This window comes from Ignatzschineria sp. PL_is040, from assembly GCF_055813795.1.
Genome location: NZ_JBVPGU010000002.1, coordinates 43,516 through 66,450 on the forward strand (window position 1 = coordinate 43,516; position 22,935 = coordinate 66,450).

Annotated in this window: 21 protein-coding genes; 2 read left to right on the top strand and 19 right to left on the bottom strand. The window is 41.9% G+C overall.

The window, feature by feature from the left end; genetic code table 11:
- Positions 1-44 precede the first annotated feature (44 nt).
- The 3 genes from bamC to xth all read right to left on the bottom strand — a co-directional run bounded on the left by bamC (position 45) and on the right by xth (position 3,056).
- Positions 45-971 (bottom strand): outer membrane protein assembly factor BamC, encoded by a 927-nt coding sequence (gene bamC, locus AC0SAP_RS03800; protein ID WP_473383034.1) that lies wholly within the window; start codon positions 969-971, stop codon positions 45-47.
- 244 nt (positions 972-1,215) lie between these two features.
- On the bottom strand, positions 1,216-2,088 hold the full coding sequence (gene dapA / locus AC0SAP_RS03805) for a 4-hydroxy-tetrahydrodipicolinate synthase (protein WP_286481052.1): 873 nt from the start codon (positions 2,086-2,088) through the stop codon (positions 1,216-1,218).
- Between the two features lie 170 nt (positions 2,089-2,258).
- Complete coding sequence (xth, locus tag AC0SAP_RS03810) at positions 2,259-3,056, bottom strand: exodeoxyribonuclease III (RefSeq protein WP_286481054.1); 798 nt, start codon at positions 3,054-3,056, stop codon at positions 2,259-2,261.
- Between the two features lie 480 nt (positions 3,057-3,536).
- Here xth and glnA point away from each other — a divergent pair, with 480 nt between their 5' ends.
- Entirely contained in the window at positions 3,537-4,949 is a 1,413-nt protein-coding gene (gene glnA, locus AC0SAP_RS03815; RefSeq protein ID WP_094566894.1) for a type I glutamate--ammonia ligase, read from the top strand.
- Between the two features lie 203 nt (positions 4,950-5,152).
- On the opposite strand, the gene trmD is transcribed toward glnA, so the two are convergent.
- The 14 genes from trmD to mutM form a co-directional block, all read right to left on the bottom strand.
- A complete protein-coding gene (trmD, locus tag AC0SAP_RS03820) occupies positions 5,153-5,854 on the bottom strand; it encodes a tRNA (guanosine(37)-N1)-methyltransferase TrmD (protein WP_473383035.1) in 702 nt (233 codons plus the stop codon).
- A 2-nt stretch (positions 5,855-5,856) separates the two neighbouring features.
- On the bottom strand, positions 5,857-6,357 hold the full coding sequence (gene rimM / locus AC0SAP_RS03825) for a ribosome maturation factor RimM (protein ID WP_286481068.1): 501 nt from the start codon (positions 6,355-6,357) through the stop codon (positions 5,857-5,859).
- 77 nt (positions 6,358-6,434) lie between these two features.
- Positions 6,435-6,695, bottom strand: coding sequence for a 30S ribosomal protein S16 (rpsP, locus tag AC0SAP_RS03830; protein ID WP_094566891.1), 261 nt, complete (start codon positions 6,693-6,695; stop codon positions 6,435-6,437).
- A gap of 180 nt (positions 6,696-6,875) precedes the next feature.
- Entirely contained in the window at positions 6,876-7,790 is a 915-nt protein-coding gene (gene lpxC / locus AC0SAP_RS03835; protein WP_473383037.1) for a UDP-3-O-acyl-N-acetylglucosamine deacetylase, read from the bottom strand.
- An 81-nt stretch (positions 7,791-7,871) separates the two neighbouring features.
- Positions 7,872-9,005, bottom strand: a complete 1,134-nt coding sequence (ftsZ, locus tag AC0SAP_RS03840; protein ID WP_198959038.1) for a cell division protein FtsZ — start codon at positions 9,003-9,005, stop codon at positions 7,872-7,874.
- Positions 9,006-9,046: 41 nt separating this feature from the next.
- Positions 9,047-10,291, bottom strand: a complete 1,245-nt coding sequence (gene ftsA / locus AC0SAP_RS03845; protein ID WP_094566888.1) for a cell division protein FtsA — start codon at positions 10,289-10,291, stop codon at positions 9,047-9,049.
- A gap of 11 nt (positions 10,292-10,302) precedes the next feature.
- Positions 10,303-11,118: a cell division protein FtsQ/DivIB gene (locus tag AC0SAP_RS03850; protein WP_473383038.1), complete on the bottom strand. Its 816-nt coding sequence runs from the start codon at positions 11,116-11,118 to the stop codon at positions 10,303-10,305.
- Between the two features lie 76 nt (positions 11,119-11,194).
- A complete protein-coding gene (locus AC0SAP_RS03855; protein WP_473383040.1) occupies positions 11,195-12,136 on the bottom strand; it encodes a D-alanine--D-alanine ligase in 942 nt (313 codons plus the stop codon).
- Positions 12,137-13,555, bottom strand: a complete 1,419-nt coding sequence (murC, locus tag AC0SAP_RS03860) for a UDP-N-acetylmuramate--L-alanine ligase (RefSeq protein WP_473383041.1) — start codon at positions 13,553-13,555, stop codon at positions 12,137-12,139.
- Complete coding sequence (murG, locus tag AC0SAP_RS03865) at positions 13,552-14,622, bottom strand: undecaprenyldiphospho-muramoylpentapeptide beta-N-acetylglucosaminyltransferase (RefSeq protein WP_473383042.1); 1,071 nt, start codon at positions 14,620-14,622, stop codon at positions 13,552-13,554. The genes murC and murG overlap by 4 nt, the downstream gene beginning before the upstream one ends.
- Positions 14,619-15,821 (bottom strand): putative lipid II flippase FtsW, encoded by a 1,203-nt coding sequence (gene ftsW / locus AC0SAP_RS03870; RefSeq protein WP_229821575.1) that lies wholly within the window; start codon positions 15,819-15,821, stop codon positions 14,619-14,621. Before ftsW ends, murG begins: the two co-directional genes overlap by 4 nt.
- 83 nt (positions 15,822-15,904) lie before the next feature.
- A complete protein-coding gene (murD, locus tag AC0SAP_RS03875) occupies positions 15,905-17,281 on the bottom strand; it encodes a UDP-N-acetylmuramoyl-L-alanine--D-glutamate ligase (RefSeq protein ID WP_473383043.1) in 1,377 nt (458 codons plus the stop codon).
- Between the two features lie 405 nt (positions 17,282-17,686).
- The gene (gene hpf / locus AC0SAP_RS03880; RefSeq protein WP_094566881.1) at positions 17,687-18,022 is read right to left on the bottom strand and encodes a ribosome hibernation-promoting factor, HPF/YfiA family; all 336 of its coding nucleotides are present in this window, start codon (positions 18,020-18,022) and stop codon (positions 17,687-17,689) included.
- Positions 18,023-18,339: 317 nt separating this feature from the next.
- A complete protein-coding gene (mutM, locus tag AC0SAP_RS03885) occupies positions 18,340-19,149 on the bottom strand; it encodes a bifunctional DNA-formamidopyrimidine glycosylase/DNA-(apurinic or apyrimidinic site) lyase (protein ID WP_473383045.1) in 810 nt (269 codons plus the stop codon).
- Positions 19,150-19,296: 147 nt separating this feature from the next.
- Between mutM and AC0SAP_RS03890 the strand changes: the two genes are divergently transcribed.
- On the top strand, positions 19,297-19,650 hold the full coding sequence (locus AC0SAP_RS03890; protein WP_473383046.1) for a DUF2069 domain-containing protein: 354 nt from the start codon (positions 19,297-19,299) through the stop codon (positions 19,648-19,650).
- A gap of 158 nt (positions 19,651-19,808) precedes the next feature.
- On the opposite strand, the gene lnt is transcribed toward AC0SAP_RS03890, so the two are convergent.
- Entirely contained in the window at positions 19,809-21,446 is a 1,638-nt protein-coding gene (lnt, locus tag AC0SAP_RS03895; protein ID WP_473383047.1) for an apolipoprotein N-acyltransferase, read from the bottom strand.
- A gap of 185 nt (positions 21,447-21,631) precedes the next feature.
- Positions 21,632-22,834 carry a serine hydrolase gene (locus AC0SAP_RS03900; protein ID WP_473383049.1) on the bottom strand — a complete coding sequence of 401 codons (1,203 nt, stop codon included), beginning with the start codon at positions 22,832-22,834 and terminating at the stop codon, positions 21,632-21,634.
- Positions 22,835-22,935: the final 101 nt, after the last annotated feature.

Here is a 22,935-nt window from a genome sequence, read left to right on the forward strand (position 1 = left end):
TAAATAATAACCAGGCGTCTCCATTTTATCAGATTATAAGGAACCTATTTCAATCCTGTCTGTACCTTCCCCATCATCTCTTCAAGATGATTGAGCGTTAATACTGGCAAGACATCGATCTGCGTTCTCTCCTCGCCGATAGGGTTGATTCGTATATAGTAGACTTCTCCTTCCGGATCATTTTTACTAAAGAACCAGAAACGACGCTTTTTCACCGTTCGCCCAACACGCAATGTATTAAGATCCGCATATTGCTCTAATACATTATATTTGACCCCATCATCTAAGATATTAGCCACCTGCTCCCATACAACATCTTGTGAGCGATTTTTAATGATAAGTTGTAACCCTTCCCGATCAGTGACGGGAAGCCCCTGCTTTCCCATAGCGGTGCTACCGTCACCCCCTAATCTTGCCGCAAGGCGTGCAATAAATTCCGCCTCCAGTTCAGGATCTTTAGGAGCATCTACCCATCGATGGAATTGATCATCATTTCCAGTTGCTTCATCTTTCATCGCATAGTGTGTCACAAAAATTAGCGTTCGATTACCATCACGCTCTAAACGAATCTTGAATTTATCTCTCGATGAGGAACCTAATAGATTACTTGCTACACGTTTAATTAAGCCTCGGATAAATCCTTCCGGCACATCTGCTTGATTCTCTGCCCACTTAGTCTCAATAAGACCGGCCTCAGGACTTTGAGATTCTATCTCTAACCCTAACTGTCTTAAGAGTTGATGTACCTGCTGCCAAACAAAATCAGGAGTGTGACCTGTATTGATCCAGCGGCGACCATTTTCTGCCTCAATGAATGTAATACTCTCTCCAGCAGTAGGCAATACCTTCGAGGCTGCTTGCTTCTGATAATTACGATATTCCTTGAGGGTCGTTGCAGCTTCAACATTGGTTTCTGTCTGCTTCACTAAACTAGGAGGATACTCTAAAGGATTAACTTGCGATGATTTCAAATAACGCAAATTATCTCGTGACTGCACATTTTGAGTAGAGCACCCACCTATAATTAAGCCAGATAGCACCACTGCAAACGCTATTTTTTTTGTATACATGAAACAACCTTTACTGAATAAAATTCTTGTTATCGTATCGGCAATTGAAACAATCACAAAATACTTGTTTTGAAAATTATAGCTGAAAAAAACAATAAGATGCCTTTTTCATAACAATTTAATTTTATACTTATCTGACAGTGATTTATAGAAGTCCTGCACCCTTCATCGCTTCACGTACTGTTAGATGATACTGCTTGTCGAGCGGAACTAAGGGGAGTCGAATTCCGGCATGGATACGATTCATCTGCTGAAGTGCCCATTTTACAGGGATTGGGTTTGCCTCTAAAAAGAGAACATGATGAAGCTCTTTGATCTTATCATTGATCTCATAAGCGCGCTGTTCATCTCCCGCTAAAGCAGCTTCCATCATCTCATGCATTAGAAGCGGAGCAATATTTGCCGTAACAGAGATAACCCCTTTTGCGCCTGCTAATACACATTTTGCCGCGATTCCATCTTCACCTGTTAAGATATCGATCTTATCACCAACGCGGCGAACTAACTGCTCTACACGCTCGAAAGTACTCGCCTCTTTAATCGCAACAATATTTTTAAGATTTGCTAATTTTTCAACAGTATCTGGCAAAATATCAGATGCTGTACGCCCCGGTACATTGTAGAGAATTTGTGGAATATCTACAGTCTCGGCAATCAACTTAAAGTGTTGATAGAGCCCCTCTTGTGGTGGCTTATTGTAGTAAGGCGCAACTAAGAGACAAGCATCGGCACCATCTTCAGCCGCCCAATGGGTTAAGCGAATCGCCTCTTCTGTAGAATTGCCACCTGTTCCTGCAATCACAGGAACCCTCCCACGCACATAACCGACTACCCGCTTAACAACTTCACGATGCTCATCGAAGTTAATTGTCGCAGACTCTCCTGTTGTACCTACCGCAACAATCGCATCTGTCTTATTTTCAATATGAAATTCAACCAATTTTTCAAATGAATCATAATCAATACGACCATCCGGAAACATCGGGGTGACTATCGCGACAATACTACCACCAAACATAATTCTCTCCTTATCAAATTTAATACAGGGGCTTTTCAATGAGCTCCCTCCATCTCGTCCTTCTCTTAACTATTACATAGATTGCGTTATGCAGCTATTTCTACTTTTACGATCTACTACTTTATCTATCGACATCTATCGACATCTAGTAATAGTAGGCTATCTCTACTCTATTTCGATACTCTATCCGTATCTTTTTCACGATCCTTCAACAGAACAGAGACCGGCGCATGATCTGAAGGGCGTTCCATCGCTCGATACTCCAAATGAACTTTAGAGGTCACAAATCGTCGACTCACTACTGTTGATAATAATAGATGATCAATCCGAATACCACTGTTTTTCTCAAATCCATTCTGACGATAATCCCACCAAGTAAAGAGGCCCGCCGGTTGCGCTTCTATTCTCAAAGCATCGATTAACCCTAAATCGAGAAGTTGAAAGAAAGCTTCTCGCTCTGCGTCAGTGCAGAGCACCTTTCCTTTCCAGCTCTTAGGATCATGAACATCATCATCGGTAGGGGCAATATTGAAATCCCCTATCACGATAAGTTCCGGATAGATCTGAAGCTGCGCCTCAATAAACGCCTTAAAATGTTGTAACCAATTTAACTTATATTGATATTTATCAGAATCGGGGCTCTGTCCATTAGGAACATAGGCATTAATAACTCGAACGCCATTGATCGTTGCGCTAATGACACGCTTCTCACTATCCTCAAATCCCGGAAGATCAAAGAGAATATCACTCATCGGAAAGCGAGATAATAGCGCCACACCATTATAGGTGGGCTGCCCATTAACTGCAGCGTGATAACCCAATGCTTCACAAGCTTCTAAGGGGAATTTTTCTGAAACTGATTTGAGCTCCTGTAGCCCCACCACGGTAGGAGAGACCTCTTTTAAAAACTGCTCTAAATGGGCTAAACGAACATTGACTGAGTTAACATTCCAAGTAGTTATTTTCATTCTATTATTTAATCTCTATCTCTTTAAACATAAGTTATATTGTAGCGCATTCTACGTAACTCTCCCTAAAAGCGAAAGAGATAAAAAAAGGGCTCCTCTTTTTAAACAAGCTTCTTAGCTATTACAGTTTTACAGTTTTACAGTTTTACAGTTTTACAGTTTTACAGTTTTACAGTTTTACAGTTTTACAAAAAATATTTGGATAAATGCCTCAGTCAATAGCACGAGCACATTCTTGGCAAGTTTTTAGCAAATCCTTAACAAATTTGGAGCAAATATCTTCGTAAATCTCTTGGACAAATTCTCAGTTGGTTTTCAACAATCTCTTTTTCGGTCCCTTTGTCACCCTTTACGCAATTATTTTCTTTATCGTTTTCTTTATCGTTTTCTTTATTGTTACTACTACTTTATTGAGCATTTTTCCTAAAAATTAGTGTAGAATACCGATTTACACCACATGGAAAAATTTAAGGAGTGAGCATGCCGGCTGATAGTATTCGTTCCATTTTAGAGTTTATTAAAGAAAATGGGATTTTATTCATCGATCTTCGTTTAACCGATATGATCGGACAAGAACATCATTTTACTATTCCAGCACGACAAGCGAACCAAGACCTCTTCACTCAGGGTAAGTTTTTTGATGGCTCAAGCTTTAAAGGATGGAAGAAGACAGAGTGCTCAGATATGATTCTCTTACCTCGTCCTGAGACTGCTTTCGTCGATCATCTTGCTCAACATCCGACCCTAGTCTTAATTTGTGATGTTCTAGAGCCCGATACAATGGATTATTATGAGAGAGATCCGAGAGCGCTTGCTCGTCGCGCAGAAGAGCATCTATCAAACCTCAATATTGCCGATCAAGCTTTTTTTGGACCCGAAAATGAGTTTTTTATCTTCGATAGCGTCCGTTACAATATTGCACCAGATCATATGAGCTATCAGTTACAATCAGATACCTCCTACTGGTCATCAAATGATGAAAACTCCTATTCTGGACATTATGCTGAAAAACAGGGGGGCTACTCGCCACTTCAACCTGTCGATAAGCTACATAACCTTCGTAATGAGATTGTCTTAAATGCAGAAAAGATGGGGCTTGAAGTAGAGATTCATCATCGCGAAGTCGCCTCTGCAGGACAATGTGAAATTGGCGTTCGTTACAATACGCTTCTTAAAAAAGCAGACGAGGTACAACGTCTCAAATATGTTACAAAAACAACAGCCGATCTTCATGGTAAAAGCGCAACATTCCTTCCTAAACCCTATCATGGTGAGAGCGGATCTGGAATGCATGTCCATATCTCTCTCTTTAAAGAGAGCGACAATATCTTCTGCGGAGATCAATATAGCAATCTCTCATTAGATGCCCTCTACTTTATTGGTGGCATCATCCGACATGCGCGCGCACTCAATGCATTTACAAATGCCTCAACGAATAGCTATAAGCGCCTTGTTCCTCACTTTGAGGCTCCCGTACTTTTAGCTTATTCAGCCAAAAATAGAACCGCATCTATACGTATCCCTTATGTGGCTAATGAGAAGGCTCGCCGTATTGAAGTACGCTTCCCTGATGCGACAGCAAACCCCTACTTAGCATTTTCGGCGCTTCTTATGGCAGGCTTAGATGGTATTGAGAATAAAATCCATCCAGGACCTGCCGCTGATGAGAATCTCTATGATCTTTCAAGCGAATTACTCAACAATATCCCTAAAGTTTGCCGTAATCTTGATGAGGCATTAGAGGCGCTCGATCAGGATCGTGAATTTCTCCTTAAAGGTGGGGTTTTTAGCAATAGTATTATCGATTCTTACATTGCACTGAAACAGAAAGAGATCAATCAAGTAGCAGAAACACCTAATCCTATGGAATATAAGCTCTACTACTCAATCTAATCTAAAAGTCATTAAGAGCTAATTGAGTCCTAAATCAGTTCTAAATCAGTTTTAAATCAAAATAATTCTAACCAAGAATATAGGGTTAAAATTAGAGACAAATTAGAGATAACTGAACCAATAGATAACAAAATAGAAAAAGGGAAGCTTAATAATTAGCTTCCCTTTTTCCTCTCCTACTTTCTACTCTCTGCTTAACGATACTACAACTCTTCTTGTCGTAAACGCGCTCTTCTCGCTTCCGTTCTTGCTTTTGCCTCTGCGTCACGCCATTGGGCAATTTTTGCATGATCGCCAGAAAAGAGTACTTCCGGCACCTTTAAGCCATTAATCTCCCGCGGACGAGTATAGTGAGGATGATCAAGCTGATCTCCAATACTAAAAGAGTCATGAAGATGAGACGCCTCATTTGAGATCGCATCGGGAAGAATTCGGACAATCGCATCAATTAAGATGGCAGCCGCTAACTCCCCTCCTGAGAGCACATAATCACCAACAGAGATCTCACCATCAATCTCTGTGTCGATAATACGTTGATCAACCCCCTCATATCTACCACAAAGAATAATAAGATGTTGCTCTTCACTAAGCTCTCTGACGCGTTGTTGCTTCAGAAGATCTCCCTGTGGAGACATATAGAGACGTAAACCTCTACTCCCTCTAAAGCTCTCAATAGCATCAAAAGTCTTCTTCAGCGGCTCATACATCATCACCATTCCCGGCCCCCCACCATAAGGACGGGCATCCACTGTATGATGATTATCTGTAGAGTAATCGCGAGGGTTCCAAAAACGGAGTTCAAAGAGCTCATTATTATGAGCGCGGCTGACAACCCCATCTTCGATAATAGGTGCTATTAACTCAGGAATTAAAGCGATAACATCGATGATCAACTTACCCTTCATCTCTACTCTTCATCCCAATCAACCTGAACATAACCCTCTTCGAGATTGATCTCCATAACGATATACTCCATCGAAAAAGGAATCATCATCTCACCTTTAGCGCCTTTAACAGTAATCACATCATTAGCACCTGTTTCAAAGATATCAACAATCTCTCCTAACTCCACCCCTTCATGATTGATCACCTTTAAACCATAAAGATCAAGCCAGTAAACACCATCTTCTAACTCCGGCATATCTTCACGTGAAATATAGAGCTCTTGCCCCAATAGCGGTTCTACAGCATCTCGGGAGTCATATCCTTCAAACTTTAAGAGAACGTGCTTATTATGCTTCTGCCGACCATCAACCTCTAAAGTAACCCATTCATTACCTTGCTTCATAAAAAAGCGAGAATACTCTAAAATTCCCTCTCTCGGTCTTGTTTCAGAAAAGACTTTTATAAAGCCTCTAACGCCATGAAAACCATTGATTTTCCCTACAATGATCTTTTCATCACTCATGATCTCTCCTTATTTGACACAAAAAAGCCACCTTACTGAAATTGTAAGATGGCTCTAAAACTCTACTTTATAAGCTATTAAGCTTCTTTAGCAGCAGCTCTTTTAGCTTCTCTGATTAAAGATGCAACACGCTCAGAAGGTTGTGCTCCCACTCCTACCCAGTAATCTACACGATCTTGGGCAAGTTCTAAACGTTTCTCTCCACCTTTAGCGATGGGATTAAAAAAGCCAAGACGCTCAATGTATTTACCAGTTACAGAGTTTCTTTGATCCGCAACAACGATTTGGTAGAAAGGACGCTTTTTAGAGCCTCCACGAGCTAGACGAATTGTAACCATAAAAATTTATATCCTATATTCAACTATAATCCAAAACTTTTTTATATTATATAGAGACACGTTATTCAATATAAAATCGTAAACCACAAACTATACGCTACTTTCAAAGAAATTAAAAGAGCCATTAGTGAAAATAACTAAATTATTACTAACTTTTACTGCTCACTTTTATTACTAAATTTAATTCCAGGCCGGCACCTTAAATGTAACAGGTGATGTCTCTGCCTCTTCATAGACCACAAACTCATATGCAGATGGATCTTTTACCAGCTCACGGATCAACATATTATTCATCATATGCCCCGCTTTATAACCAACAAATTCTCCAATAATAGGATGACCTAATACATAAAGATCTCCTACCGCATCTAAAACTTTATGGCGAACAAATTCATCTTCATAACGCAATCCATCACTATTGAGAATCCGGTAATCATCCACAACAATAGCATTATCCATACTGCCCCCTAGCGCTAAGTTTAATTCTCGCATTAGCTCTAGATCTTTCATAAAACCAAATGTTCTCGCACGAGCAATCTCTTCAATATAGTATTGACTTGAAAACTCACAACGATGTTGAGGATTGGTCTTATCTAAGACAGCATGATCAAATTTGATTGTAAAATCGAGTCTAAATCCATCATATGGAAGAAGCTTTGCTAATTTATCTTCATGTTTATAAACGACCGGCTTTTTAATTTTAATAAATTTCTTCGCCGCATTCTGCTCTTGAATGCCTGCCGATTGAATAAGATAAACAAAAGGCGCCGAACTACCATCCATAATCGGAATCTCTGGCGCACTTACTTCAATAATAATATTATCAATCCCCAAACCACACAACGCAGACATTAAGTGTTCTATCGTCGAGATAGTAACATCTGGCGCTAAAGGGGATGCAATCTTGGTTGCAAGTTGCGTACTAACAACAGAATCAGCCTGAATTTTAATATCTGGAGAATCGACATCTGTTCTTCTAAAGATAATTCCCTGATCTATGCTTGCTGGGCGCAAGGTTAAGTAGACCTTCTTCCCAGAATGAAGGCCGATACCTGTTGTTTGGACTAAACTCTTTATTGTTCTCTGTTTTAGCATATTATTTACTTAGAGATTCCTCTATTCATTAATCTTCTCTTCAACGCTATCTCCTAAAATTAAGAGTAGCAGCTGAAGCGATTAAGAATTTTTTCTTAAAAAAGCAGGGATATCGAGATATCCTGAAGATTGTGATGATGGCGAGGCTTTAGGTTGCTCTTTTACCGCAGGTTCCGTCGGAATTGTTGCTGCCGCAGGCTTTATAGTTCTACCTAATAGTTGATCTGCAATACTACCGCGCTCGATCGGAGCTTGATATTCACCTAATCCTGTTGCTACCAACGTTACCCGAATATCTTCCCCCATCTCTTCATCAATCACGGCACCAAAGACAACCGTTGTCTCTTCATTAGCATAATCACTAATAATTGCACCAATCTCATGAAGATCACCGATACTCAACTTAGGACCACCTGAAATATTAACAAGCAGACCTTTCGCGCCTTTCAAGCTCACCTCCTCTAAAAGTGGAGATGAGATCGCTTGTTGAATCGCTTCTCTTGCCGCATTATCCCCTGATGAGAGCCCTACCCCCATCATTGCCAATCCCTGTTGTTTCATAACTGTCTTAACGTCATTGAAATCGAGATTGATCATTCCTGGCTTGATAATGCTATCAGTAATCCCTTGTACCGCATTGAAGAGAACATTATTCGCCGCACTGAAAGCATCATAGAGACTCACCCCTTTCCCAAGAACGCTCATTAAACGGTCATTAGGAATTGTAATGAGCGAGTCAACTTGTTGTGCTAACTGTTTTAATCCTTGATTTGCGGCTTGATCACGCTTCTTACCCTCCATCGAGAAAGGTCTTGAAACAACCGCAACCGTTAAGATGCCCAATTCTTTTGCAATTTCAGCAACTATAGGCGCTGCACCGGTTCCTGTTCCGCCACCCATTCCTGCAGCGATAAAGACCATATCAGCACCATTTAATTCTGCTTTAATGTGATCTTTAGTCTCTTCTGCAGCTTGACGTCCAATCTCTGGATTTGCCCCCGCCCCTAAACCACGAGTTAATGCTTCTCCTAATTGAATGCGAATATCTGCTTTCGCCTCTCTTAGATCTTGAGCATCTGTATTTGCGGCAATAAACGTTACTCCCGTTAATCCGGAATCAACCATATGAGTAATCGCATTACCACCAGCGCCACCCACACCTATTACTTTTATAACAGGGCCATGTTCGTTAATATCTTGCTGCAACTCAAATATGGACATTATAAATCCTCATTTTATTCGTATTCTTAACAACACTAGAAGTAGTTTCGACACATTCCAGTGATTTTCTTATATATGTTACTAAAAAAGTTACCACTTGGCATTGTTTTTTGTAACTCTTTTTGCCAGATATTGTCATACTTATGAGAGGCTAAAAGCCCAACAACTGTTGCATGTTCCGGCGTCAATCCTTCACCCTTATCATATATGACATTTAACGGAGTTCCAATACGGCACGGTTTTTCCATAATTTCTTGCGCTAGATCAGCACATCCCGGGATCATACTTCCGCCTCCCGTCAATACCACGCCGGCATCATGAGGTAGATAGACATTGGCATCTTCAAGATTCATTCGGATAATCTCAAAAATTTCACGATAGCGCGCTTCAATAATAGAAGAGAGTTCTCGACGAGACATTGTTCTATTTTCAGTCTGATTGGTAATCACCGGTAATTTAAAACTATCATCATAGCTACTATAGCCAAGACAACTGCCGTGCTCTAGCTTTATACTCTCAGCAACTTGGGTGGAATAACGCTTAATTTTAGCGATATCGGTTGTCACATCATTGCCACCTAATGGTATAGGAGAGTGATAGACAACCGCCCCACCTTTATAGACAACAACATCAGTTATTCCCGCACCAATATTGATTAGGGTGACACCACGTTGCATCTCATCCTCAGTTAAAACACTAATCGCAGCAGCAACACCTTCGTAGATAATATTGTCGATCTCTACATTGCTCTCTGTAATACAGTTAGTAATATCGTTGATCGCATTGGTCGATGCTGTTACGAGATGAGCATCAAGAGTAAACTTAACCCCTGAGAGTCCAATGGCATTTTCAACAGGACTTCCCCCATCGATAATATATTTTTGTGGCAATACGTGGAGAACGCTCTCTCCAGCATCAAGTTTAATCTTACCCGCTTCCTGTAAGATTCGATCATTATCCTTTTCGGTAAAACGATCCCCTGAAATCGTCACAACACCATTATTCTGACGACTACGAATATGTGTGCCCGTAATAGAGGTTGAGACAGAAAGAACCTTTACATTCTCTTCACGCTCAAATTCCGCAATAATATCCCGAACAATATTTGAAATTGGCGCTATATTGGCAATACTCCCTTGCTTAATGCCTCGAGAGGGTTTTGAGATAATTCGAATAATCTCAATGGACCCATCATCCCGAATTTCTGCCATCATACCAACGACTCTGTTCGTTCCTATATCTATGCAAACTCCTACTGATGAAACTGAGGTATCCGTCATCTTTCTGCACCTTATAATTTATTCTTTATACTATCTGAATTCTCTTTCCACTTTACAGAGAATCCATTTTTATATCTAAAGTCGATATGTTGAATTCTATCAAGAACCTCTCGATCTGAAAATTGCCGTAGAAATCGCTCTAAGCGTTGATCGAAATTTTCAGACCCCATAATGAGCAAGAGCTGATCATCTAAAACAAGACTCCAGGAATCACTCTCATCTAATGAGAGATGACTCAGTTGAAACCCGGTTCCCTCTAAGCGCTCTTTAGTCCGGTTATAAACCTCTAAGACATCTAGCGCACGACCATCAGGTCCTGCAAGAAAGACCCACTCTCCTTGAGGATAAAAAGAGGGGGTAAATCGCTCTCCTGATGCATCGATCATCTCAACGCCATTCCAGATCGCCACCGGTGCCTGCTCTTCAATATGCACCTCTAGCTCATGAAACCAATTTCGTTTAAGAGAGACACTCTTAATCCAGCTCTCAGAAAGGATCTCATCTTGATAGCCCTTCATATCTAATCCGATCAGATTTTGCCCTATCGCATCTTTTACCAACTCATTGACTCGCTCTTCTGGAAGATGCTCAATCTCTCCATAGACAGAAACCGTCTCTATTTTAAAAAAGAGATTATTCTCTTTTAAATATTGCCATCCCCAATAGGGGCCGACAAAGATCGCAACAAGAAGTGCGATTAAGAGAAGATAGCGTAATAAGCGATAGAGAAATCTTCCAAATTGTCGCCAATCAAAAGGCTTTTTCTGGACGACACCTGACCGCTGACGACGTTTGGGTCGAGAGGTACGATAATTTGATTGCAACAAAATATATGATCTACTCAAGATTAACTATAGCCTATTATACATCAATGTAATGGTTCTGAAATATCCCTAAAGAAGATCACAAAGAGCCTTCTAAGATCAACCAACAGAGGCGCTCAAATGAGATACCGGCACGATTTGCCGCTAAAGGAACAAGCGAATGATTTGTCATTCCTGGAACGGTATTGATCTCCAATAACCAGGGATTATTATCACGATCTAAGACAAAATCAACGCGCCCCCAACCGTCTGCTCCTAATGCATGAAAAGCCTCTTCACAGAGTTTTCTAAAACGCATCTCATCAGCTTGACTCAATCCCGATGGACAGAAATAACGCGTATCTTCACGGAGATATTTTGCCTCATAATCATAAAATGCTAAATCGGTCTCCATACGAATAATGGGGAGCGCCGTACCATTTAAGATTGCACAGGTATATTCACCATTACCCACAATCCAATTCTCTGCAAATATAGGAGAATTATAGCCTCCCGCAGCCTTCCATGCAGCTAGCAGATCATCCGCACTCTCAACACGGCTAACACCAATGCTCGACCCTTCTTCTGCCGGCTTAACTGCTACCGGGTATTTTAAGATCGGCGCTAACCGAGCAACATCCTCTTCTGAATTGAGAAGGTAAGACTCCAATACGGGAAGCCCTAGAGCTTGCCAAATCTGCTTACTCTTTAACTTATCCATCCCTACACTAGAAGCTAATACTCCACTCCCGGTGTAAGGAATATTGAGATACTCAAGCGCACCTTGTAAAACACCATCTTCCCCACCACGACCATGAAGGACAATAAAGACGCGATCGAAAGATTCTGCTACTAGATGAGAAAGCAGTTCTACCTCGGCAGTATCGATCCCATGAGCATCGATCCCTTGTGCTTTGAGCGCTGCTAAAACAGCCTCTCCCGACCAGAGCGAGACTTCTCGCTCCGATGAGTGACCACCGTAGACAACGGCAACTTTACCGAAAACCTTCGGGTCTTCAAATCGATTTAATGCTGAAACCATTTAGAGTGCCCCTCCCTTATAAAAATTGGCAGCAATGCCACCGATATTGCCCGCCCCCATCATCACTATGAGATCACCATCTTGGGCGATTTTGGCATAAGCACTTCTAATCTCATCGATCGATCCCACATAGAGGGTATTTCTCCCTCCTTTCTTGGCCACATCTTCTGCTAGCTTCTCACCTGAAATCCCGGGAATTTCAGCCTCTCTTACCGCATAGATATCCGTGATCAATACCGTATCGATCTCTGATAAGACCGCAATAAACTCATCATAGAGTTCAGCTGTTCTTGAATTTCGATGAGGTTGAAATGCAACAACAATTCGCTTTTCAGGATAAGCTGTCGTTAAAGCCTCATAGACGGCCTTAATCTCTGTCGGATGATGCCCATAATCTTCCATCACCTCTACACTTCCCCCTCTCTGTAATGGAACAGAAGGGTGGAATTGGAAGCGACGACCAATACCTTTAAAACGACGTAAAGCACGACGGATAGCGGGATGAGGAACCCCCAAATCATTGGCAATTGCTATTGCAGCTAAACTATTAAGAACGCTATATTTTCCTGGAAGAGCAACGGTAAATTCACTCACTCCATGTGGCATTTTGACTTCAAAACGGGTCTGCATACCACGCGACTCATAATTGAGAAGCTGATAATCTGCCCCTTCACTCTCACCATAGGTGATTATTGGACGATGAATTCGTGGGATAAGCGATGCAACCTCTTCATTATCGATACAGAGAACCGCCAAGCCGTAAAAAGGAAGCAGATGAAGAAAATCGACAAATGTTTGACGTAAATTTTCAATATCCCCCCCATAAGTACTCATATGATCTTGGTCGATATTGGTAATAATGGCAGACATAGGATGAAGATGAAGAAATGAGGCGTCAGACTCATCCGCTTCTGCAACAAGATATTGCCCTAAACCTAGACGCGCATTCACATTAGAGCTATTTAAACGTCCACCGATAACATAGGTTGGATCAAGCCCTGCCTCATCTAAAATAGAGGCTAAAAGACTGGTTGTTGTCGTCTTCCCGTGAGTACCGGCAACAGCAATCCCAAAACGAAAACGCATCAACTCACCAAGCATCTGCGCTCGCTGAATAATAGGAATACGCTCCGCTTTAGCGCTAATCACCTCCGGATTATCCTCTTTGACAGCGGTAGAGATCACCACAACATCAGCACCGATCACATGCTCTTTTTGATGGCCAATCCACACTAAAGCGCCCAGATCAATCAAACGATCAACAACAGGTGAAGCGGCAATATCTGATCCTGTCACCTCATACCCCAAATTGAGAAGCACCTCGGCGATACCACACATCCCCGAACCCCCAATTCCAACAAAGTGAATTCTCTCAATACGGCGCATTTCAGAGGGACAAATATAACTTTTTTGATTCATGATTCTATGACCTTTTCAATTACTGAAACAATCTCAGCTGTCGCTTCAGGTTTCGCTAAAATTTTGGTTTTACTCGCCATTTCGATGGCTTTTTCTCTTGTAAAATGAGTTAACATCTCTTGAAGTGTTGCTAGATTAAAGTCGCTCTCAGGATAGAGATACGCAGCTCCAATCTCTGCTAATGCTTCGGCATTTTTGGTTTGATGATCATCAACGGCTTTTGCAAAAGGGATAAAGCAACTTGCAACATTTGCTACTAATATTTCGGAAACAGTCAAAGCGCCGGCACGACAGATCACAAGATCTGCCCATCCATACGCTTCTACCATATCATCGATGAAGGGGGTTAAGCGATAATGCTCGCACTGAAAAGAGGGCTTATCTTTATGGGACTGATAGAAGGCCTCCCCTGTCTGATGCCAGATTTGATAAGCGCCGGCCATCTCTGTTTGAGCAAAAGCATGCATCACCTGATTTAAGATTCGAGCTCCTTGCGAACCTCCCACAACAAGAATCTGTAATGGTCTTCCACTTCGTGCGCCATATCGTTGCTCATAAGGGGCTAGCGTTAACAATCCCTCTCTAACAGGATTCCCCACCACTTTCGCATGAGGTAACTCGGCATTAAATGCCGCTAAATTAACACGACTGAGTCGCGATAAGACTCTATTAACCAAACCGGGCACGGCATTTTGCTCATGAATAATAATAGGAATCCCTAACGATTTGGCAGCTAATCCTCCAGGACCTGCAGCGAAGCCTCCAAATCCCACAACACAAAGAGGTGAGACTCTCTTAAAGAAGCGACGCGCATCTAAGACCGCTTTTGTTAAACGCCACGGAAGCCTTAACCACCCCTTCAAGCCATTACCTCGAATGCCGGCAATCTCTAATGAATAGAGGGGAAAGCCATGCTGCGGTACAAGTTTAAGTTCCAACCCATTGGCACCTAGCCACTCAATTTTATAACCCTGCTCTTGCAGCGCCTCGGCAACAGCAATCCCGGGGAAGATATGCCCTCCCGTACCGCCGGCCATAATAACAATCGTTCCACGCATGCTACTCATTTCATCGCCACCCTTATCTTGCTCTCTGCAATCTCCCGCTGAGCAGCTAGCTCTTGCTCATCTTGATAGTTTTGCAACTCTCGTAACTGCACAACTCGATCAACCCGAAAGAGCAGCCCTAAGCCCACCATCATCGTGATAATACTCGATCCCCCATAACTCATCAGTGGTAATGTTAAGCCCTTTGTTGGCAATAACCCTGAAGCAACACACATATGAATCAATGCTTGCGTTCCTAACCATAAACCGATGCCATAAGAGATATAAGCTGCAAAATTGAGATCGAGCTGTTCTGCTCTTCTTCCAATATTGAAAGTACGATAGAGGAAGATCATATAGATGAGAACGAGGAAAATCACACCAAAAAAGCCAAACTCTTCCGCATAGATCGCAAAAATAAAGTCGGTATGCGCCTCAGGCAGATAACCTAGCTTGGACATACTCTCACCAATTCCAACCCCAGAGAGCTTCCCTCGACCAATTGCGATCAGGGAGTTAACTAGCTGATACCCCTGATTATAAGCATCTTCCCATGGGCGTAAAAAGCCTGATAACCGGGCACGACGATAGGGGGAAGTATAGAGGATAACGGCCATTACAATTAACGTCGGCGCCAGCACAATCGCAAAGCGCCAAAGACAGACGCCGGCAATAAAGAGCAACCCCAAACCAACCACAAAGATGATAGCCGTAGAACCAAAATCAGGCTCTAAAAGGAGCAGAACACCTAAAACACCCATCACAAAGAGCGGAATAATCAGTGCTGAAATCTTAGACCCAATCCGATCTTTCTGTCGATGGAGATAGGAGGCGATATAGGTTAGTGCCGCAAACTTTGCCATCTCGGCTGGCTGAAAGTTAAAAAATGAGATGGGGATCCAACGCAAAGCACCATTAACTTCTCGACCGATGCCGGGAATCAACACCAATACAAGTGCAACAAAAGAGAAGAGCATCAATATCGGTGTCAGCTTATACCAGATATTAAGTTTAATCTTAAAAGCAAATATGGCAAAAGTGAGCCCGATAGCAATATAGAGTCCTTGTCTAATCCCATAGTGGTAAGGAGAGAGACCATAATACTCTGCAACATATCCCGATGCCGTGGTCACCATCAAGAGCCCAATCAGTAGAAAGAGCGAAGAAGTGATCAGCAACCAAGGATCAAGATGAACACCACGAGGAATGCGTTTAGACATATTCTTCAAATTACACCTAATCTATTCGTTAAAGAGAAAAAATTGTACCACAAACAGGCTCAATATTGAGCATTCAATCACGCTTATAGCGCATGAACTAATGTCTCAAAGATACGACCTCGCTCTTCAAACCCCTTAAATTGATCAAAACTTGCACAAGCAGGAGAAAAAAGAACAATCTCCCCTGGCAAAGCTAACGCTTTTAATTGAACCAATGCGGTTTCAAGAGTCCCACACTCAAAATAGGGAATGCTCTCTGGAATGTGAGGCAGTATCGCGGAATAATCCTTTCCAATCAGCGCAACTCCTGCGATATTTTTTTGTAGAAGTTCTCTAAGCGGTGAAAAATCTTGCTCTTTAGTAACGCCCCCTAAAATCAACCATTTTCGCTCGGGGAAACCCAAAATAGCCGCTTCTGTTGAAGAGAGATTTGTCGCCTTTGAGTCGTTATAGTAGGTCACTCCATCAATTTCCCGGACCTTGACAGAACGATGTGATAATGGCTGATAATTAGCAATGCCCGCCTCTATCGCTCTTAATGAAACACCAAATCGTTCTGCAATTGCTACAGCTGCAACAATATTGAGAAGATTATGCTGTCCTCTTAAGAGTGTCTTTGCATAACTGACCTGCTCCCCGGTACGACTTACCACCTCTTGTCGCTCTAATGAGGCATAATAATCAGTCTTCGCATTATCAAAGAGAGAGAAACGCACAATCTCCTGCTCGCCACGACGCGGAAGTTCCGCTGCTAAAAAGGTCTCTATCAGCGGTTCATCTGCGGGAATAATAATCTCAGATGATTGTTTAATCAGTGCTAATTTCGCCGCAACATAATGCTCATAATCTCGATATCGATCGAGATGATCTCGCGAAAGATTGAGTAACGCCCCAATATCAGCCTGTAATGAGTAGGTGGTCTCTAACTGAAAACTGGAGAGTTCAAGGATAAAAAGGGGCTCTTGCACCTTCTCTTTTCGATCCTCTGAAGCTAACCAAAGCTCTAAAGCTGGCTGCCCTAAATTACCGCCGACATAGAGATCATAAGGCAGTTGAGCAAAAATCGAACCTAAAAGGGTCGTGACAGTACTCTTCCCATTTGTGCCGGTGATAGCAATAATATTCTCTTTAACTAGGCGGGCAAAGAGCTCGATATCTCCCCCAACATGCTCTGCCGGCAATCGTGCAATAGTAGGCGCCAACTCTGGCGTTGCAAGGGGAACTCCGGGGCTGATCCAGAGATAATCACAACTCTCTAATAGATCACTTGTAGTGCTATCTTTAAAGCTACCGATTGCCACCTTTTGACAAAGTTGCGCCATCTCCGCTTCATGCGGTGGCTTATCCCTCGAATCGATAGCGCAGATCTTCTCCACCCCTAAACGAGTAAGGGCTTTTGCAATGGAGAGCCCTGTAATACCAAAACCGACAATTAAGTGCTTTGAGTCTGTTGCAAACATGGAGAAAACCTTCTAACTATCAAAAAATAAGCTCTGAAATAAGCATCAATATCCGTAAGGCACTATTTACCACTACCTGAAGTCAAGATTGAAGGTGCGGAGAGCAAGCTATGTCAAAAAAGATCAACAAAACCACCCCTCATAACAAAAAACGACAAATGACAGCAAATAATAACAATTGATTATAGCGCAATCGGCTCTTTTAATTTATCTAAAAAGAATGATCTAAAAGATCTAAAAACTAGTGATAAAGCGATCCTTTAATATCATGACAATTTCACGATAATTTCTCCCCTATCATACGCTTTCTACCTTAGATAAAAAATAGTTGAGCAAAGAAAAAGCCCCGCTTAAACGGGGCCTTTCTAAAAAAATATCATCAATATCGAACATCTATAGGGAATATTACTCTTTTCCCTCTTCATGGCGAATCTCATGTCCTTGTTTTCGCTCTGCGGTTATCGCTTTATCTTTCTGCTTGAGAAGTTGACGCTCAATTTTTCCAGACAACTCATCAATCGAGAGGTACATATCTTCTGTGGTGGCTTCTGCATGAAGATCTTTTCCCTTTGCAACAGTCACAGTGATCTCGGCAATTTGGCGCTTATCTTTAATGGTTAATACCACATGCGCACTTGTAATATGCTCACTATAACGATCTAAACGTGAGAATTTCTCTTCTACTCTGCTACGAAGTCCATCTGTTAACTCTAAGCCTTGACCTGTTAAATTAAGATTCATACTTATCTCCTTCTTTATCGATACTAAATTATAGATACTAAATGTAGATACTAAAGTGGTGAGTCATTAAAAAAATAATTTTATAGAGCTATTTCAACACTAGATTTAGACACAGATCTAGATACCTATCATCGCTACTCATCGTTATTTATCGCTATTTCCAAGCTTTTATTGAAGCTTTATTGAAGCTTTGTTGAAAATTTATTGAAACTTTATTGATTCTTATTGACATACTTTCACACTACCATTTTTCCTCAAGAAGCGATAGCAAAAAGCAGAAAAGTGAACTAAAAAATAGAGAAAAGTGACTTTTATCGCTATTTCTGACATTGAGGACAGAAGTAAGTTGCCCGATTCCCTATGACAATACGCTCGATCTCTTGCCCACAAAGAGGACAAGGTTGACCTTTTTGTCCATACACTAAGAGCTCTTGGGCAAAATAGCCGGGACTACCATCGGGTGTCGTAAAATCTTTTAGGGTCGTTCCACCCTGCTCGATTGCTCGCGCTAATACTTTCTTAACCTCCTGAACAAGGCGTTCAACCTCTTTCAATGAGAGATTATTCGCCGGGCGCTGCGGATCTATCCCCGCCATAAAGAGTGACTCATTCGCATAGATATTGCCGGCACCTACAACAAAGGCTTGATCCATTAAGATCGATTTAATCGGCCGCGTTCTTCCTTTCAACTTAGGATGGAGATAGGCTGCCGTAAATTGATCCGTGAGTGGTTCTGGTGCTAATTTCTCTAAGAAGGGGATCGCTTCATCCTTACCATAGAGGAGAATAAAGCCAAAACGGCGAGGGTCATTGTAGATCAACGCCTGATTACCTGAGAGCCGTAAGACAAAATGATCATGCTTTTTATGCTCAAAATCATCAGGCAAAATTCGAATGGCGCCGGACATTCCTAAATGGATTAAAACTCTCCCATGAGTCGTGGTCAGGATCAGATACTTCGCTCGCCTCTCCACCTTCTCAATTGTTGCATTGTAGAGTGTCTCAATCGCCTCAGGAATCGGATAACGTAACTGGCGATGGTAGACCTCAACACCACGAATTGTTGCTCCTTCAATATGGGGCGCTATTCCTGCACGGACGGTCTCAACTTCTGGTAATTCAGGCATATACTTTTAACTCTTCTGTTTCATGATAAAATAGACTCCATTTTTATAGCATGAATATTGAGCTTATCTAAACTTCGATAAGTTTATCGCGCTATTTCGGCTTGATCACTTTCTTCTGCTCAATTAAAAAAGGAGCTCTATCTCAATATGCGTCCGATTGTCTCAATTTCAAGAATCAGTACACTTGCTTCCTATCTGGCACTCTTCTTCTTTACTATCTTCTGTATTGTGACCAATGCAATCTACCCAGAACAACCGAGAATATTTCTGATTATCGGACTTCTAATGCCCCTCGTGTTCCCTGCGCGAGGATTGCTTCGTGCAAAGCGATTTACACATGCCTGGACAAGTTTCCTCTCCCTCTTCTATCTGATCGCTGCAACCGATATTTGGGTATCAGGATATCCCGGCATTGGCAGTATCTATTTTCTTTTAACCATTATTCTCTTTGTCAGCACAATTCTCTACGCTCGCTATAGTCCGCTCCCTTTCAGAGAATAAAAATCACCCCGAAAAGAACCTGAACTAGTATCCTGAAGCAGCATAAAAAAGGACAAAAGAGTAGAAATAGCAAGCATTGAACATTAAGTAGAGGTGAGTAGAGATGGCCAAAAATGCCGGCAGAGTCTACTCGCTTCTTTCTACTCACGCCTTTCTACTTACTTCTTTAATTCCTTTCTAAAAAAGAGCGCTCCAAGCCCAGCAACAACCCACAAGAACAATAGCCAGGAGAGATCTCCTACGCGGCTATAGGTCGTCGTTCCTTCATAAGGCATGACCTCAACTTCTAGAACACCTTGTTCAAATTGAGGTAGGATCGCCTTTACCTCTCCCCGTCTATCGATAAGCGCTGTAATCCCATTATTAGTAGCGCGAACCATCTCTCTTTGTAGCTCAATCGCGCGTGCTCGCGTAATTTGAAAATGTTGCCAAGGTCCAATTGAATCTCCAAACCAAGCATCATTACTCACATTCACTAAAAAATCTGATTGCTTCCCTAGATAGCGTAATTCATCACCAAAAACAGCCTCGTAACAGATAAAGGTAGAGAGTTGCGTTATCGCAGGTGCGCCATCTACCTCATAATGGATAAGGAAAGGCGCTTGCTCCTCTCTACCAGCGGTAAGATCTGAAAAGGGGATCTCAATCATGCCACTGAATAGATCTAAAAGAGAACGAAAAGGCAGAAACTCCCCAAAAGGAACAAGATGAACTTTATCGTAACGCTGATCACGACTTCTCAACTGATCACTATAAGCCACGACTGAATTTCGTATCACTGATCCTTGCCCTGAAAAGATCCCCGTCATCACCGTCGCCCTCTCCTCTTGCGAGATCTTACGTAATGCCTCACCCAGTGTAACCTCCTGCTCATAGAGCGCAGGAATTGCCGTCTCTGGCCAAATAATCAGATCAACATTCGGAGCTACTTGCGCAGTCAATTGGTAATAGGTTGCTAAAATTTCGTAATATTGTGCCTCACTAAACTTTAACTCCTGTGCAATATTTCCCTGAATCAAGGCCACTTTAAGCGGCTCACCCTTAGGAGAGATCTTATCAGCCATCAAAGCGCTACTCCCTAAAACAACCGATATCACCATCCCTACCATAAAGAGCGCGGGGAAATAGATTTTTACACTTTTTAGAGACAGATTTTGAGCAACCTCTACTAAAGAAGGAGCATCAGAAGCATCACACTCTTTCACTCTTCTCTTCCCGCCACTCAAAGCGATGATCTGAAGGAGTAACAACCCTCCTACGCCTCCAGATAAATAGACCCAAAAACTTGCCATCAATGCACCCATCTCAGGAAAAAGCCAGAGCGCTAAGGGATAATCAGTCAAAGTATAACCCAGCGAGAGCCAAGGAAAACCTGTTAAGAGTTGAGCGCGAATATATTCAAAAAGCACCCCCATAACAGGAAAGAGAATGCCTAATCGAAATGGCAGTGAGAGCTGAGTCTTCAATGTAAAATAGCCTAATAGCGCATAATAGAGCCCTAAATAGAGTGCTAAAAGTAGCGTTAAAAAAACGCCTAGTAACAGAGGAGCCCCGCCAAACTCCAATAGACTAATACGAATCCACCAGACACCTATAGTAAAAAATGAAACGCCAAAGAGAAGACTTAACCAAAAAGCTCGCTTGCAACTTCCCGGCAATATGAGTAGTAGCCAAAAAGCTAATAGAATAGGCGCTAAAAAGCCATAACCAAAAGGGGAAAAACTTAAAGGCATTAAGCTCCCTAAAAGAATCGCAATGATGATCGAACCCCATAAATAGAGTGCGCTCTTACTCATAAAATGTTTACTCTTTGCGGTTCTATACTCTTTTTTAAGCCTATTATCTACCATACTCCACCACTGCCCTTCTCTAATGAATCACTCATTCTCTTAACCTTTTTATTCGTTAGTTTCCTTATCATTTCCCTATCCTTTTCCTATCGTTTTCCTATTTTTCGACGCGACTATTTTGACGCATACTTCTATCCTCTTATTCCTAAATCGCTATAGATCGCACCAATCAGATCGCGATAGCGTCCTGCCGGCAATCGATCTCCGTAAAAACGATGAGGATTATGCAAAGGATCGATAACAGGTGTATTTTTACGATTCGTAAGGTAGATTATCATCACTTCATGCATCGGATCATAGGTGGCTAACGCACCTGTCCACCCTGTATGTCCAAAGGCTGGCTTCGAGGTTTTCCCGGCATAATCACTAAACATATAATCCATCCCATCTCCATTTAAACGATACCCCAAAGCAAAGGTAGCATCCTCATAGGGAGGCGTTAAAAAATATTGCTGTGTTTCCGCACTGAAAACCTCATTATCTTCTCTCATCAATCGAAAGAGTTGGTAGAGATCATGACTATTACTAAAGAGCCCGGCATGACCTGAAACCCCTGCCATACAATGAAATGCCTTCTCATCTTGTACCTCTCCTTGAAGCATATAACGGCGTATATTGGGAAAATCAATAGTATGATCCCGGCTATTCCCATAACGCTCTGTCGCGGCAATCTCTGCTTGTGATACTCCCCTCTCTCTTGGGTTAAATCCAATATAAGAAAGATCTAATGGATTCCAAAAAAGTGTCTCTAACTGCTTATCGATCAACTTCCCACCTATTTTTTCTAAAATAAAGGTGAGTAACATAAAATCAACATCGGAATAGAGCCCCTGCTGCTCCGGCATATTCACAAGAGGGGCTTGCAATAACTTTTGCACAAATTGAGTACGATCTTGAGAATAGAGTGTTTCACTATAACGTGGATCATAGAAGAGAGGATTAGGTTCAAAACCGGCATGATGTGAGAGTAGTGCCTTTAACGGAATTTCACCAACAAGCGCAGGATAGGTTATTTCTGAAGCAGCTGATTGGGAATAAGGAAAAAAATCCGCAACTCGACGCTCTAAGAGATCTGGCATCTGTTGATAGTAGTATTGAAAAAGATAGGTCGTTGCAAAGATCTTTGTTAATGAGGCGATATCAAAAAGGGTCTTTTTAGTCACAGCTTCGCCACGCGTCACTTTCATCTCACCAGAATCGAGGATAACTTGATGCAATAGGGTTGATCCAAAGGCAAAGTCATATATTACCTCCCCTTGATACTCAACGAGAAGCTGCCCACCGGGAAATCCTCTCTCTAACGATTGTTCAATAAGATCTGTAACGCTTCCCATCTCCGCCTCCTATCCATTTCGATCTTTCCAAACCTATTATCCTTTATCCTCTGCCCACTGCCCACTGTCTACTACTCATTACTCATTACTCATTACCTGCT

Bases quoted from the DNA above. Each gene is read 5' to 3' on its own strand.
- murC (WP_473383041.1), bottom strand. From the start codon at position 13,555: ATGAATCAAAAAAGTTATATTTGTCCCTCTGAAATGCGCCGTATTGAG.
- murG (WP_473383042.1), bottom strand. From the start codon at position 14,622: ATGAGTAGCATGCGTGGAACGATTGTTATTATGGCCGGCGGTACGGGA.
- rimM (WP_286481068.1), bottom strand. From the start codon at position 6,357: ATGAGTGATGAAAAGATCATTGTAGGGAAAATCAATGGTTTTCATGGC.
- xth (WP_286481054.1), bottom strand. From the start codon at position 3,056: ATGAAAATAACTACTTGGAATGTTAACTCAGTCAATGTTCGTTTAGCC.
- mutM (WP_473383045.1), bottom strand. From the start codon at position 19,149: ATGCCTGAATTACCAGAAGTTGAGACCGTCCGTGCAGGAATAGCGCCC.
- AC0SAP_RS03855 (WP_473383040.1), bottom strand. From the start codon at position 12,136: ATGGTTTCAGCATTAAATCGATTTGAAGACCCGAAGGTTTTCGGTAAA.
- trmD (WP_473383035.1), bottom strand. From the start codon at position 5,854: ATGAAGGGTAAGTTGATCATCGATGTTATCGCTTTAATTCCTGAGTTA.
- hpf (WP_094566881.1), bottom strand. From the start codon at position 18,022: ATGAATCTTAATTTAACAGGTCAAGGCTTAGAGTTAACAGATGGACTT.
- murD (WP_473383043.1), bottom strand. From the start codon at position 17,281: ATGTTTGCAACAGACTCAAAGCACTTAATTGTCGGTTTTGGTATTACA.
- AC0SAP_RS03900 (WP_473383049.1), bottom strand. From the start codon at position 22,834: ATGGGAAGCGTTACAGATCTTATTGAACAATCGTTAGAGAGAGGATTT.
- AC0SAP_RS03890 (WP_473383046.1), top strand. From the start codon at position 19,297: ATGCGTCCGATTGTCTCAATTTCAAGAATCAGTACACTTGCTTCCTAT.
- ftsA (WP_094566888.1), bottom strand. From the start codon at position 10,291: ATGACGGATACCTCAGTTTCATCAGTAGGAGTTTGCATAGATATAGGA.
- lnt (WP_473383047.1), bottom strand. From the start codon at position 21,446: ATGAGTAAGAGCGCACTCTATTTATGGGGTTCGATCATCATTGCGATT.
- dapA (WP_286481052.1), bottom strand. From the start codon at position 2,088: ATGTTTGGTGGTAGTATTGTCGCGATAGTCACCCCGATGTTTCCGGAT.
- glnA (WP_094566894.1), top strand. From the start codon at position 3,537: ATGCCGGCTGATAGTATTCGTTCCATTTTAGAGTTTATTAAAGAAAAT.
- lpxC (WP_473383037.1), bottom strand. From the start codon at position 7,790: ATGCTAAAACAGAGAACAATAAAGAGTTTAGTCCAAACAACAGGTATC.
- ftsW (WP_229821575.1), bottom strand. From the start codon at position 15,821: ATGTCTAAACGCATTCCTCGTGGTGTTCATCTTGATCCTTGGTTGCTG.
- rpsP (WP_094566891.1), bottom strand. From the start codon at position 6,695: ATGGTTACAATTCGTCTAGCTCGTGGAGGCTCTAAAAAGCGTCCTTTC.